The following is a 12,472-nucleotide window of genomic DNA, read 5'->3' as shown; positions in this document are numbered from 1 at the left end:
CCGTCGGGTCAGCCCATCGCCACGAGCCAGAGGGCGAGCAGCGCCAGGACGAGCACCCCCTGGATCAGGCAGGCCGTCCGGTAGAGGATCAAGGCCCGGGCGATGTCGTCGGCCGTGGCCTCGGCCCGGCCGTCGCCCATATGGGCGTCGGGGACGAGGGTGCCGTCATAGACCCGCGGGCCGGCGAGCCGCAGGCCGAGCGCCCCGGCCATGGCGGCCTCGGGCCAGCCGGCATTGGGCGAGCGGTGGCGGCCGGCGTCGCGGGCCATCGCCCGGAGCGCGCCGCGCGCATCGGCGCCGCGCAAGAGCGCCGCCCCGACGATCAGCAGGCCGGCGAGCCGCGAGGCCGGCAGGTTCACCCCGTCGTCGAGCCGGGCCGCAGCCCAGCCGAAGGCGGCGTAGCGCGGGGTGCGGTGGCCGATCATGCTGTCGGCGGTGTTGATCGCCTTGTAGAGCACGCCGCCGGGCAGGCCGAGGCAGCCGATCCAGAAGGCCGGCGCCACGATCCCATCGGAAAAATTCTCCGCCAGGCTCTCGATCGCGGCGCGGCAGACCGCCGGCCCATCGAGCTGGTCCGGGTCGCGCCCGACGATCATCGACACCGCCCGGCGGCCGGCCTCCAGGCCGCCGTCGCGCAGGGCGGTCTCCACGGCCGCGACGTGGTCGTTCAGGCTGCGCTGCGCCGGCAGGCTCGCGCAGAGCAGGCCGAGGAGCAGCAGGGCGGGGAGGGGGCCGGCCCAGAGGCTGAGCCCGGTGAGCGCAAAGGCCGGCAGCCCCGTGACCGCCAGCAGAAGCACCAGCGCGCCGCAGCCGGCGACCCGGCGGCGGCGCTCGGAGCCGCGGTTCAAGCCGCGCTCCAGCCAGGAAATCAGACGGCCGATCCAGGTGACAGGGTGGCCGATGGCCCTGTAGAGCGCGTCCGGGTAGCCGGACGCCGCCTCGATCCCGAGGGCGAGGGCGAGGATGGCGAGCGTGTCGGGCGGATGGAGCATCGTTTCTGGAATCCCGCTCCGAAGCCGGGGGCGATCCCGGGTCCGATCCCCCATGGCGGCGATCTCGGAGGACTGCGTCGCGCCTTTCCCGAGGCGCCGGAGCCCTGGCTCGACCTCTCGACGGGGATCAATCCGGTCCCCTATCCCGTGCCGCCGGTGGAGGCCAGCGCCTGGACGCGGCTCCCCGCCGCCGCCGAGGTCGAGGCCCTGCGGGCGGCGGCCGCTTCGGCCTACGGCGCGCCCGATGCGACGCATGTCGCCCTGGCGCCCGGCACCCAGATCCTGATCGAGACCCTGCCCCGGCTCGTGGCCCCGACCCGGGTCGCGGTGGTCGGCCCGACCTATGCCGAGCACGAAGCCGCCTGGGTGCGGGCCGGGCACGCGGTGACGCAGGTCGACGGGATCGCGGCGATCGGCGACGCGGCCGTGGTGGTGCTGGTCGATCCGAACAACCCGGACGGGCGGACCCATCCGGTGCCTGAGCGGCTCGCCCTGGCGGAAGCCCTGCGCGCCCGCGGCGGCCTGCTGGTCGCCGACGAGGCTTTTACGGATCTGGAGCCGGTGGCGAGCCTGTGCCCGCATGCAGGGTCCGGGCTCGTGGTGCTGCGCTCCTTCGGCAAGACCTACGGGCTCGCCGGCCTGCGCCTCGGCTTCGCGATCGCCGAGCCTGGGACGGCGGACCGGATCGGTACGGCCCTCGGCCCCTGGGCGGTGTCCGGGCCGGCCCTGGCGATCGGCCGGGCCGCCCTCTCGGACACGGCGTGGCGGGCCGAGACCGCCCGGGCGCGGGCGGCGGATGCGGCGCGCCTCGACCGGCTGATCGCCCGCGGCGGCGGCACCCTCGTCGGCGGCACCAGCCTGTTCCGCACCGCCGATTTTCCCGACGGGCCGGGCCTGTACCGCCGCCTCGCGGAAGCCGGCATCGCGGTGCGGCGCTTCCCCGAGCGGCTTGAGCGCCTCCGCTTCGGCTTGCCCACCGGAAAGGCGGCGTGGTGCCGCCTGTCGCGGGTGCTCAAGTAGCCGGCGTCGCGGGTCCATGCGGATCGCGGGCCGCCACCAGTACGGCCAGCGCCGAGAAAGCGAGGCCCACCGCGCAGACCCCCGGCCAGCCGACCACCAAGAAGGCCTGCGAGCCCGCGAAGGCGCCGAGCGCCCCGAACACGAACAGGGTCGTGAACAGCACCGTGTTGATCCGGCCCCGCGCCCCCGGGACCAGGGCGTAGGCCCGGGTCTGGTTGGCGATGAGCGCGCCGTTCATGCCGATATCGATCAGCAGGACGCCGATCCCGACCGCCACCAGCGACCACGTTCCCCCGGCCCAGAGCACCAGGAACGACAGGGCGACCATCAGGCTGCCGCCGAGCACCACCGGCTTCGCGCCGCTCCGGTCGGTGAAGCGGCCCGACAGGGGCGCCACGAACGCGCCGCAGACGCCGATCACCCCGAACAGCCCAGCCCCGGCGGCGGAGAGCCCGAAGGGCGGGTTCTCCACCAGCAGCGCCAGGGTCGCCCAGAAGGCGTTGAACGCGGCAAACAGCAGCGCCTGCGACAGGCTCGCGGTGCGCAGCACCGGCTGCGACCGGGCGAGATGGAGGATCGACAGCATCAGGGCGCGGTAGCGCAGGGGATGGGTCTGGGGCGTGTGCGGCAGGGTCGCGCGGGCGATGCCGGCCATGGCGAGCGCCAGGAGCGACGCGGCCAGGAACACCGCCCGCCAGCCGAGATGCGCCCCCAAAAATCCGCTCGCCGTGCGGGCGAGCAGGATGCCGGTGAGCAGCCCGGTCATCACCTGCCCGACGATCCGGCCGCGGCTCGCGTCCGGGGCGAGCTCGGCCGCGAACGGCACCGCCTGCTGGGCCGCGCAGCTGAGCACGCCGACGACGAGGTGGGCGAGCGCCAGGCAGGCGAGGTTCGGAGCGAGGCCCACGGCGAGCAGCGCCACGGCGAGGCCGAGGCATTGCCCCACGATCAGGCGGCGGCGGGGCAGGGCGTCGCCCAGGGGCACGAGCCCGATGATGCCGAGCCCGTAGCCGACGAGCGCCGTGGTCGGCACCCACAGGGCCGCGGCATCGCCGAACTCGGACACGATCAGGCCGAGCAGCGGCTGGTTGTAATAGATGTTGGCGACCGCCCCGCCGGCGATCAGCGTCAGGCCGAGCCGGGCCTTCGCGTCGAGGAGGGTGGTCACGCCAGGATCGGGGGCGGGCAGGCGCGCCGCCGCTTCAGGGCCGTCATGGGGGCCATGGTGAGGTCCGTGTCGGGAGGGGAGGGCCGAGACCGATACGGGCAGGGCACGCCCTCCGGCAAGCGCCGGGGCTGCAGCCCTCGGTCACGCCCTCTGCCTCTTCACCGGCCAACGTCCTGCCCCATATGCGATCGACGCGGTTCCGGCCGTCCGCGTCCCGGGCGTCGAACCCAAAGAGACTGGTTCGTCAGCGGGATACGGTTTCGGGGCCGGGTTCGTTCCGCGCGAGCACGTCCAGAACCACCGCAGCAGGGAGTACGGGATGCCGAACTACCGCGTCGAGTTCGCCAAGGAGATCCTCGGGGTGCCCTTCACCATCGGGTCCGTCGCGATCATGCGGGCCCGCGATCCGGAGCGCGCCCGCCGGGCCGCCGAGATCCGCTTCGCCCGCCAGCACGGCCTCGGCGACTGGCGGGAGCTGGCCGACCTCGCCACCGTGGCCGAGCGGCTCTGACCGGACGGGATCGGCCCGTCACATCATCGTCGTCGCCAGACCGCAGGCTGCAGGTTTGGGGCGCTCCGCGACCGCTCAAGCTCTGGTCGCCGCGCCCGCGCCGCCGTAGAATGGCAGGTGGAACCGGGGGCCTGAGCCGACCGGCCTGAACAGGCCCGGCTCGTCCCGGTTCGGCGGTTTTGCGCGCCTCCGATCGACGTGCCGGCGTCACGGGTCCGGGTGCGCTTCGGGTCCGGTCCGACAGGGGTCAGTGCGAGGGTCATGGCGGCGATCTCCTTCTTCGGCGACCTGCTCCAGACCATCAGCGAGCGGGGCCGCGACCTGATCGGCATCGGCCGCGGCGACATCGCCGGCCGGGCCAATGCGGGCGAGCTGGTCAAGCTGTGCGAGGACCTGATCTCCCGGCGCGGCGAGGCCTCCGGGGTGGCCCTGGCCCGGCTGATCCTCGACCGCTACGCCAGCTTCGGCCAGACCGAGCGCCACGCCTTCCTGCGGGCGATCGCGCTGGATTTCGACGCGGACCACGCCGCCGTCGACGAGGCGATCGCCGCCTACCGGGCCGATCCGACCCGCGCCCGCCTCGGCACCCTGCATGAGGCCGCAGAGCCGCGCAGCCAGGAGCTGATCCGCCGCCTCAACCTCGCCCGCGGCGGCACGCTCAGCCTGGTGCGGATGCGCGAGGACCTGTTCGACCTGCGCAAGGCTCTGCGCGCCGGTGCCGAGGCGGAGGCCTCGGTGCTGGACGCGGTCGACAGCCTCGATTCCGATTTCGAGCACCTGTTCGCCTCCTGGTTCAACCGGGGCTTCCTGGTGCTGCGGCACATCGACTGGACCACGCCCGCCCATATCCTGGAAAAGATCATCCGGTACGAGGCGGTGCACGCGATCACCGGCTGGGACGACCTGCGCGCCCGGATCGAGCCGGCGGACCGGCGCTGCTTCGCGTTCTTCCACCCGGCGCTCTCCGACGAGCCGCTGATCTTCGTGGAGGTGGCGCTCACCGACCAGGTCGCGCCGGCCATCGCCCCGATCCTGTCGCGGGAGCGCAAGCCGCTGCAGCCGCGGGCGGCGACCACGGCGATCTTTTACTCGATCTCCAACTGCCAGAAGGGGTTGGCCGGCGTCACCTTCGGCAACTTCTTGATCAAGCAGGTGGTGGAGGATCTGACCCGCGAGGTGCCCTCGCTCAAGACCTTCGTGACCCTCTCGCCGGTGCCGGGCTTCGCGGCCTGGCTCGCCCGGGAGCGCCGGGCCGACAGTCCGCAGGGCCTGCTGCCCGAGGATGTCGAGGTGCTGCGGGCGCTGGACGATCCGGACTGGCACGCCGACAAGGCTCGCGCCGAGGCCGTGCGCAAGGCGCTGATCCCGGCCGCCGCCGCCTATTTCCTGCGCGCCAAGAACGAGCGCGGCCGCCCCCTCGACCCGGTGGCCCGGTTCCATCTCGGCAACGGCGCCCGGCTCGACCGGATCAACTTCCTCGGCGACACCTCGAAGAAGGGGCTGGCCCAGTCGCACGGCCTGATGGTGAACTACCTCTACGACCTCGCGGCGATCGAGAAGAACCACGAGACCTACGCCAATCTCGGCACCGTGGCGGCCTCGCCGGCGGTGACCCGGGAGCTGCGCGCCAAGCTCCCGCCGCCGCGGGCGGTGGTGCTGGCCGAGGCGTGACCGCCCAACTTACGCCTCGGTGAGGCCAGCGGTCAGCCGAGCGAATTGCCCGGTGATCCGCCGGGCGACCGCCTCCGTTTCGCCGGCCTCCAGGGGCACCCGGCGGTCGAGGATCAGCGCCGCGAGCCCGTGCACCAGCGCCCAGGCGGCCAGGGTCAGGTCCGCGGCGGGCATGCCCGGACTGGCGAGCGCGGCGGCCCGCGTCTCAAGGATCCGATAGGCCCGGGACGTGTCGGGCTTCTGGCAGGGGGTCATGAACATCAGTCGGAACAGGGCCGGGCGCCGACACGCGAAGGCGACGTAGGCGGCTCCCTGCGCGGCCAGCGCCTCGGCGCCCTCCGTCGAGCGGTCGGCTGCGTCCAGGCTCTCGGCCAGATCCTCGAAGCCGCGGGCAGCGACCGCTTCGAGGAGCTGCTCCTTGCCGGCGAAGTGCCGGTAGGGCGCCATCGCCGAGACGCCGCAGGCCCGGGCCGCGGCCCGCAGCGACAGGGCCGCCGCGCCATCGGATTCCAGCAGGTCGAGGGAGGCCGAGACCAGGGCGGCGCCCAGATCACCGTGATGATAGGCCTTCTCGAGAGTCGATGTTGACACTGTACGCGCACCGCGTTAAGTTTACACTGCATACAAGCCCAGGAGGCCGCGTCATGCAAGCCGCACCGATCCGCCGCTCCGTGGACCTGTCTGCCTATCCCAACCTCGTCGTGGTGTATCTCGGCTTTCGCGTCACGCGCTGGCGCGGGTTGCTCGCCCTGATCGGGCTCGGGCGCGACATTGCCGGGGCGGTGCGGTCACAGCCCGACGGCCTGCTCGCCCACGAAAACCTGTTCTTCGGGCCGACCCATATCGGCATGCGCCAGTACTGGCGCGACCTGGAGAGCCTGGAGCGTTTCACCCGCTCGGAGCCGCACCGCACGTGGTGGCGGGACTTCTCCAAGATCTCCCAGGGCTCAGGCTTCTGGCACGAGGCGTATACGCGCGACGGCATGGAAGCGATCTATGTCGGCATGCCGGCGCCCACCGGCCTCGGGCTGTTCGCCCCCGAGCGGGTTCCCGACGGTGCCTTCCTGTCCTCGCGGCAGCGGCTGGCAGCCTGACAGCGGCTTCCTGATGGCGGAGGCAGAGCGCCGGCCCCGATTGCGGGGCGATCGGGAACGGTTCTATGGCTGCCTGAACCCTGCGGCCCGTGATAGCTCAAGCCTCACGATGACGAACCATCTCTTCTCCCTGGTCCGGGACGGCGTCCCCGATCCCGCCAAGACCGTGATCGAAACGCCGGAGGGGCGCGGCTACAGTTACGCGGACCTGATCGCCCGCTCCGGTGCCTACGCGGCGGCCCTGCAGGCGGCGGGCGTGGAGCCCGGCGACCGGGTGGCGGTCCAGGTCGAGAAGAGCCCGGAGGTGATCTTCCTCTATCTCGGGGTGGTGCGCGCCGGCGCCGCGTTCCTGCCGCTCAACACCGCCTATACCCCGGCGGAGATCGGGTATTTTCTGGGTGATGCAGAGCCCACGATCTTCGTCTGCGACCCGGGACGGCGCGAGGCCCTGGCGCAGGCCGCTACCGGCATCCGCGAGGTCTGGACGCTGGACGCAGCCGGGGCCGGCAGCGCCGCCGAAGCTGCGGACCGGCAGGCGACGGAGTTCGCGGACGTGCCCCGGGGCCCGGAGGATCTCGCCGCGATCCTCTACACCTCGGGCACGACCGGGCGCTCGAAGGGCGCCATGCTCACCCACGACAACCTGGCATCGAACGCCCGGACGTTGGTGGATATCTGGCGCTTCACCGAAGACGACGTGCTGATCCACGCCCTGCCGGTGTTCCACACCCACGGCCTGTTCGTGGCGACCAACACGGTGCTGGCGAGCGGCGGCACCATGCTGTTCCTGCCGCGCCTCGACCCAAAACTGATCCTGAGCCTGATGGGCCGGGCGACCGCCCTGATGGGTGTGCCGACCTTCTACACGCGCCTCCTCAAGGAGCCCGGTCTCACCCCCGAGGCGGCCAAGGGCATGCGCCTGTTCGTGTCGGGCTCGGCGCCGCTGCTCGCTGAGACGCACCGGGAGTGGCAGGCCCGCACTGGCCACGCCATCCTCGAACGCTACGGCATGACCGAGACCAACATGAGCACCTCGAACCCCTACGCGGGGGACCGGGTCGCCGGCACCGTGGGCTTCCCCCTGCCGAGCGTGTCCCTGCGGGTGGTCGATCCCGAGACCGGCGCGGCGCTGGGGCCGGACGCCGTCGGGATGCTCGAGGTCAAGGGCCCGAACGTGTTCAAGGGCTACTGGCGCATGCCCGAGAAGACCGAAGCCGAGTTCCGGCCGGACGGCTTCTTCATCACCGGCGACCTCGGCAAGGTCGATGCCCGGGGCTACGTCCACATCGTCGGGCGCGGCAAGGATCTGATCATCTCAGGGGGCTTCAACGTCTACCCGAAGGAGGTCGAGACCGAGATCGACGCCCTGCCGGGCGTGGTCGAATCCGCGGTGATCGGCTTGGCGCACCCGGATTTCGGCGAGGCGGTCACCGCCGTGGTGGTCGGAGGGACCGACGGCCCGGACGAGGCTGGGGTGCTGGCGGCCCTGGAGGGGCGGCTCGCCCGGTTCAAATGCCCCAAGCGCGTGCTGTTCGTGGACGAGCTGCCGCGCAACACCATGGGCAAAGTACAAAAAAACCTGCTCCGCGAGGCCCATGCGGGGCTGTATCGGGCGTAAAAGAAACCGCCCGCTGGCTGCGAGGCCGGCGGGCGGGGGACTTCGTCGTCAGAGGTTGTGCGCGGTCCGCTCGTTCGCCGGCGGCGTGGGCCCCTCGGGATCCGTGGCCTTGCGGACCGCCGCGTTGAGATTGTCCGGATCGAGGGCGGTCTGGACGAACTCGCGGCCCATATTGGTCACCTCGCGGGCGTAGCGCAGGCCCTGGTCGCGCACCTCGTCGGCCCAGGGGCCGATGTTGCGGTCCTCCTGGCGGGTGCGCGGCAGCAGGGCGCCGAGCAGCAGGCCGGCGGCGACGCCGACGACGCCCACCAGAAGCGGGTTGTCGTCCACGAAGCGCTCGACCGTGCTGCGGCCGCGCTGGAGCCCATCGATCCCCTGGGTGGTGATGTCATCGAGCGCCCGCAGGTTGCGCTTGTGCAGGGCGCCGGCACGCTCCTTCGCCTCGTCATATGCCGAGGTGGCGCGGGCGCGGGCCTGGTCGGCGGCGCTGCCGAGGCGGTTGCCGATATCGTCGGCCAGTTCCGACACGGTCTGGCGCGCCTGCCCGGCGAGGTCGGCGGCGCGATCACCGGCGGCCTGGGCCCCGTCCTTCACGGATGCCGCCGCATCGATCGGGCGCGTCGCAGCACCGGGCGGGAGCGGATCGTGCAGGCCGCGCGGGTCGGGGCGGAGGGTGAAGTCGCCGGCCGCCTCGCCGGGGGCCGGACACGGATCGCCGTGGCCGGCTGGATCGGGTCGCAGGCTGCTGTCGCCCGAGCCCGTCGGCATGCCGGCCTGGGCGGCGAGCTGTTCGGGGAGGCTGGACGGGGTCGGCTTGTCGGTCATGGCGGGGTCCTCGAATGTCCGTCTCGGCGCCGCGCGGGGGCGTCGCCCATCCCGGCCGGCGGGCCGGGCTCGAATCGTCACGTCTCGGGCGTCAGATGTCGGTCTTCTCGAGAGGGTCGCGAAGCGGGCGCGCCGTCGGCAGGTCGGGGTCGTAGCCGCGGGCCGTGCCGGTGTTGAGCGTGGCCACGCGCTCGGCCGAGACCTGGGTGCGGCGGCGCTCGGCATCCCGGGCCATCCGGTTGAACAGCAGCCCCACCCCGGCGGCGATCAGCAGGACCGGGACGGGGTTGCGGCGTACCGCTTCGAGGGCGCCGTCATAGACACCGCTCAGCGCGGGCGTGCGCCGAGCGTTGCCCAGCATCTCGTCCACGATGTTCGGGACCGAGAGCTTCCCCTGGATCTGGTCGATCGTGTCGTCGAGCCGTGCCCGGCTCGCCTCGATCTCCTTTTCGAGGTCGGTCATCGAACTCATCCGGATACGCGCTCCGACAGGGCCTGGGCATCCTGGCGCACTTGGCGCGTCGTGCGCGTCGGCGCCAGGGTGGAGAGGGACAGGACGCTGCGCGCCCACAGGGCCATGCCGACGGCGATGACCAGCAGCACGCCGCCGACGATTAGGGCTGACAGCCACTCGGAGCCGACGATCGTGGCGAGCCACTTCACGAAGGCGCCGATCAGCACCAGCAGGGCGACCACGGCGAACACCGCCGAGCCGACCATGCAGGCCAGGCCGATGATGAGCTGGCGGACATTGCCCGCCATCTCGGCGCGGAACAGCGCGATCTCCTTGCGGGCGAGCTCGTTGGTCTCCCGCAGGGCGTCGCCGATCAGGCTCTGGATGCTCGAAGCGCCGGGTTGGCGCGGATCAGGTCCCTGGGCCATCGTCAGGCCCGGAAGCTGTCGCGGGCGTCGCCGTCAGGCGCTTCCGGCGGCAGGCTCGACGACTTGATGAACCGGGCAGCGATCAGGCCGGCCACGAAGGTGCCGACCGCCACCGCCACCGGGGCGCGCCGGGCGAAGGCCTCGGCCTCGCCGTAGAAGTCGCCCAGGCTACGCCGCTCGATTGAGGAGCCGAGCTGCTCCAGCCCATCGGCGGCGCTGTCGAAGAAGGCGCGCACATGCGGCTTGTCGCCGAGGTCGCGGCCGGAATTGCGGATCGTCTGCGCCAGATCCTGGACCGACTGCGCCGCGTCGCTCTTGCGCCGCTCGACGTAATCCTGGGCCTGGAGCCGCGCCGCGTCGATCAGCCCGCGGCCGCGCTCGGCCGCCTCGTCGGCCAGTCCCTCGACGTCACCCTGAAGGGCGCGCCACTGGGGGCGCTCGCCGGAGCCCTCGTGCAGCGGATCCTTCAGCGGGTCCTTGGTCGGGTCCTGCGGGAACTCGTTGCCGGCCATCTCGAAAACACTCCTCGCGGCGCGGGGACGGCGTCGCTCGCGGCGACCGCGGCCCCCGCGATGGCTGAGTAACCGGCTGGGCTGTCACCGGTTCCGGCCCATCCGGAAGGACCGGTCCGCGCGACTCAAGCTCCGGCACGCGGGCCCTCGCTCAGCCGGCGTTCAGGCGCGGTCTGGCAGAACCGCCGCGCTTGCACAACGGCAACGCTTCGTCCGCTCTTCAGCACGTCTCGGGCTTCGCTGCGCGTCGTCTTCGAAGGCTGGCCGGAGGGGAGTCGGAGCGGGGCCGGAGCGCGCCTCCAGCACCGGACAGGCCGGCGCTCCTGTCCGGCGCGGCGTCGTGCTCGACTTGACCCGCGCCCGGCTTCACGCTTGGGTTGCCCCGACAAAGGATCGCGCAGGGACTCCGCGCGTTCTGCTATAAGAGAAGTCCCGATGCAGGCGCGGCAGGGTCCTCGACCTGACCCGCACCCATGATCCGGAGCCGACCCGCGTGGCACGCCTTGTGATCGTATCGAACCGCGTCGCCATCCCGGAGGATAGCGGGAAGGCGGTCGCGGCAGGCGGCCTCGCCGTCGCCGTGAAGGAGGCGTTCACCGCCTACGAGGGGTTGTGGTTCGGCTGGAGCGGCAACATCACGGAGGAGCCCTCCGAGGAGCCGACCCTGATCGACCGCGGCCGGGTCCAGTACGCCGTGGTCGACCTCTCGCCGCAGGACCACCTCGAATATTACGCCGGCTTTGCGAATCGGGCCCTGTGGCCGATCATGCATTATCGGCTGGGCCTGGGGGCGTTCTCGCGCTCGGATTACGCCGGCTATTGCCGCGTCAACCGGACCTTCGCCCGGGCGCTCGCCAAGCTGGTCGAGCCGGACGACATCATCTGGGTGCACGATTACCACCTGCTGCCGCTGGCCGCCGAGCTGCGTGGCCTCGGGCTCGACAACCCGATCGGCTATTTCCACCACATCCCCTGGCCCGCCGCCGACGTGTTCAACTCGCTGCCGGCGAGCACCGAATTGCTGCGCGCCATCGTCGATTACGACCTGATCGGCCTGCAGACCGAGGCCGACGTGCAGAACCTCCAGCGCAACCTGGTCGACACCCAGCGGGCGATCCCGCTCGGCGGCGGCTCGCTGATGGTCGACGGGCGCCGCACCCGGATCCGCGCCTTCCCGATCGGCATCGACGTCGCCGGCTTCAAGGAGGCCGCCGAGAAGGCCAATGCCAACAAGGTGGTGCGCGAGACCATGGCGGGCCTGCGCACCCGCAAGCTGCTGATCGGCGTCGACCGGCTGGATTACTCCAAGGGCGTCTCCGAGCGGATGGAGGCGGTGGAGAGCTTCTTCGCCTCGAATCCGGACCAGCGCGGCAACGTCACCTACATCCAGATCACCCCGAAATCCCGCAGCGAGGTGCCGGAATACGAGCAACTCGCCCGGGACGTGAACGAGAAGGTCGGCGAGATCAACGGCGCGCTGGGCGATCCGGCCTGGACGCCGATCCAGTACATCACCAAGGCCTATCCGCGCCCGGTGCTGGCCGGCCTGTACAGGGCGGCCCGGGTCGGCCTGGTCACGCCGATGCGCGACGGCATGAACCTCGTCGCCAAGGAATACGTGGTCGCGCAGAGCGAGGACGATCCCGGCGTTCTGGTCCTGTCGAAATTCGCCGGCTCGGCCCGGCAGATGCCGGAGGCGCTGCTGATCAACCCCTACGACCGGTTCGAGGTCGCCGAGGCGATCCGCTCCGCTTTGTACATGCCGAAGGCCGAGCGGCTGGCGCGCTGGAAGCCGATGGTCGAGCGCATGACCCGCGAGGACGTGGATTGGTGGGCGCGCAACTTCCTGTCGGAGCTGGAGAATTTCCGCACCATGGAGCGCGAGGCGCCGACGACGGCCGCGGCCGCCGAGTAGAAGGATCAGGGCGGCAGCCGATGCGCGCGGCTCTCCCTCCCCCCTCTGCGGGGGAGGGAGCGCGCCTGTCAGGGCTGGACCCAACGTGCCCGCGAGCCGGGCGCCACCCGCACCGCCAGCACGGTCCCCACGCGTCTGATTCCGGCCGCCCCTCTCCCCACCCCCCGAGACACCGGAGCGCGCCCATCCCGCACGTGGGGGCGGGCGTGCGCTCGCCGGCCCGCCCCCGACTGCCCCGACGAGCCGTGACCCTTCCCCAAGTCC

General features: G+C 72.1%; 13 protein-coding genes. 6 read left to right on the top strand and 7 right to left on the bottom strand.

Annotated features, from left to right (window positions below; genetic code table 11):
• Positions 1–8 precede the first annotated feature (8 nt).
• A complete protein-coding gene (gene cbiB, locus MKK67_RS09175) occupies positions 9–992 on the bottom strand; it encodes an adenosylcobinamide-phosphate synthase CbiB (protein ID WP_243963582.1) in 984 nt (327 codons plus the stop codon).
• Between cbiB and cobD the strand changes: the two genes are divergently transcribed.
• Entirely contained in the window at positions 984–2,012 is a 1,029-nt protein-coding gene (gene cobD, locus MKK67_RS09170; RefSeq protein ID WP_243963581.1) for a threonine-phosphate decarboxylase CobD, read from the top strand. The genes cbiB and cobD overlap by 9 nt on opposite strands.
• On the opposite strand, the gene MKK67_RS09165 is transcribed toward cobD, so the two are convergent.
• The gene (locus MKK67_RS09165; protein ID WP_243963580.1) at positions 2,005–3,180 is read right to left on the bottom strand and encodes an MFS transporter; all 1,176 of its coding nucleotides are present in this window, start codon (positions 3,178–3,180) and stop codon (positions 2,005–2,007) included. The two genes, cobD and MKK67_RS09165, sit on opposite strands and share 8 nt — an antisense overlap.
• Before the next feature lie 319 nt (positions 3,181–3,499).
• Here MKK67_RS09165 and MKK67_RS09160 point away from each other — a divergent pair, with 319 nt between their 5' ends.
• The gene (locus MKK67_RS09160; protein WP_092042594.1) at positions 3,500–3,691 is read left to right on the top strand and encodes a hypothetical protein; all 192 of its coding nucleotides are present in this window, start codon (positions 3,500–3,502) and stop codon (positions 3,689–3,691) included.
• A gap of 261 nt (positions 3,692–3,952) precedes the next feature.
• Positions 3,953–5,362 (top strand): malonyl-CoA decarboxylase, encoded by a 1,410-nt coding sequence (locus MKK67_RS09155; RefSeq protein WP_243963579.1) that lies wholly within the window; start codon positions 3,953–3,955, stop codon positions 5,360–5,362.
• A gap of 9 nt (positions 5,363–5,371) precedes the next feature.
• On the opposite strand, the gene MKK67_RS09150 is transcribed toward MKK67_RS09155, so the two are convergent.
• Positions 5,372–5,953 (bottom strand): TetR/AcrR family transcriptional regulator, encoded by a 582-nt coding sequence (locus MKK67_RS09150; RefSeq protein ID WP_243963578.1) that lies wholly within the window; start codon positions 5,951–5,953, stop codon positions 5,372–5,374.
• 53 nt (positions 5,954–6,006) lie between these two features.
• On the opposite strand from MKK67_RS09150, the gene MKK67_RS09145 reads away from it, so the two are divergent.
• Both MKK67_RS09145 and MKK67_RS09140 read left to right on the top strand, forming a co-directional pair.
• The gene (locus MKK67_RS09145; RefSeq protein WP_243963576.1) at positions 6,007–6,456 is read left to right on the top strand and encodes a monooxygenase family protein; all 450 of its coding nucleotides are present in this window, start codon (positions 6,007–6,009) and stop codon (positions 6,454–6,456) included.
• 109 nt (positions 6,457–6,565) lie between these two features.
• The gene (locus tag MKK67_RS09140) at positions 6,566–8,074 is read left to right on the top strand and encodes a malonate--CoA ligase (protein WP_243963574.1); all 1,509 of its coding nucleotides are present in this window, start codon (positions 6,566–6,568) and stop codon (positions 8,072–8,074) included.
• Between the two features lie 48 nt (positions 8,075–8,122).
• Here the strand turns inward: MKK67_RS09140 and MKK67_RS09135 are convergent, their stop codons facing one another.
• The 4 genes from MKK67_RS09135 to MKK67_RS09120 all read right to left on the bottom strand — a co-directional run bounded on the left by MKK67_RS09135 (position 8,123) and on the right by MKK67_RS09120 (position 10,293).
• On the bottom strand, positions 8,123–8,899 hold the full coding sequence (locus tag MKK67_RS09135; RefSeq protein ID WP_243963573.1) for a hypothetical protein: 777 nt from the start codon (positions 8,897–8,899) through the stop codon (positions 8,123–8,125).
• A gap of 91 nt (positions 8,900–8,990) precedes the next feature.
• A complete protein-coding gene (locus MKK67_RS09130) occupies positions 8,991–9,371 on the bottom strand; it encodes a DUF3618 domain-containing protein (protein WP_058193606.1) in 381 nt (126 codons plus the stop codon).
• Positions 9,368–9,781: a phage holin family protein gene (locus MKK67_RS09125; protein ID WP_243963572.1), complete on the bottom strand. Its 414-nt coding sequence runs from the start codon at positions 9,779–9,781 to the stop codon at positions 9,368–9,370. Before MKK67_RS09125 ends, MKK67_RS09130 begins: the two co-directional genes overlap by 4 nt.
• 2 nt (positions 9,782–9,783) lie before the next feature.
• Positions 9,784–10,293, bottom strand: coding sequence for a hypothetical protein (locus MKK67_RS09120; RefSeq protein ID WP_243963570.1), 510 nt, complete (start codon positions 10,291–10,293; stop codon positions 9,784–9,786).
• A 493-nt stretch (positions 10,294–10,786) separates the two neighbouring features.
• Here MKK67_RS09120 and MKK67_RS09115 point away from each other — a divergent pair, with 493 nt between their 5' ends.
• Positions 10,787–12,208 carry a trehalose-6-phosphate synthase gene (locus MKK67_RS09115; protein ID WP_243963568.1) on the top strand — a complete coding sequence of 474 codons (1,422 nt, stop codon included), beginning with the start codon at positions 10,787–10,789 and terminating at the stop codon, positions 12,206–12,208.
• Positions 12,209–12,472: the final 264 nt, after the last annotated feature.

The organism is Methylobacterium sp. J-072 (genome assembly GCF_022829425.1).
Lineage (GTDB): Bacteria > Pseudomonadota > Alphaproteobacteria > Rhizobiales > Beijerinckiaceae > Methylobacterium.
Note: the sequence above shows the minus strand (reverse complement) of the source record. Positions and strands in the feature narration are given on the sequence as shown.

What these genes read in the sequence shown, in the direction of transcription:
- cobD (WP_243963581.1), top strand. Translation starts at nt 984, where the DNA reads ATGGAGCATCGTTTCTGGAATCCCGCTCCGAAGCCGGGGGCGATCCCG.
- cbiB (WP_243963582.1), bottom strand. Translation starts at nt 992, where the DNA reads ATGCTCCATCCGCCCGACACGCTCGCCATCCTCGCCCTCGCCCTCGGG.
- MKK67_RS09160 (WP_092042594.1), top strand. Translation starts at nt 3,500, where the DNA reads ATGCCGAACTACCGCGTCGAGTTCGCCAAGGAGATCCTCGGGGTGCCC.
- MKK67_RS09155 (WP_243963579.1), top strand. Translation starts at nt 3,953, where the DNA reads ATGGCGGCGATCTCCTTCTTCGGCGACCTGCTCCAGACCATCAGCGAG.
- MKK67_RS09145 (WP_243963576.1), top strand. Translation starts at nt 6,007, where the DNA reads ATGCAAGCCGCACCGATCCGCCGCTCCGTGGACCTGTCTGCCTATCCC.
- MKK67_RS09140 (WP_243963574.1), top strand. Translation starts at nt 6,566, where the DNA reads ATGACGAACCATCTCTTCTCCCTGGTCCGGGACGGCGTCCCCGATCCC.
- MKK67_RS09135 (WP_243963573.1), bottom strand. Translation starts at nt 8,899, where the DNA reads ATGACCGACAAGCCGACCCCGTCCAGCCTCCCCGAACAGCTCGCCGCC.
- MKK67_RS09130 (WP_058193606.1), bottom strand. Translation starts at nt 9,371, where the DNA reads ATGAGTTCGATGACCGACCTCGAAAAGGAGATCGAGGCGAGCCGGGCA.
- MKK67_RS09125 (WP_243963572.1), bottom strand. Translation starts at nt 9,781, where the DNA reads ATGGCCCAGGGACCTGATCCGCGCCAACCCGGCGCTTCGAGCATCCAG.
- MKK67_RS09120 (WP_243963570.1), bottom strand. Translation starts at nt 10,293, where the DNA reads ATGGCCGGCAACGAGTTCCCGCAGGACCCGACCAAGGACCCGCTGAAG.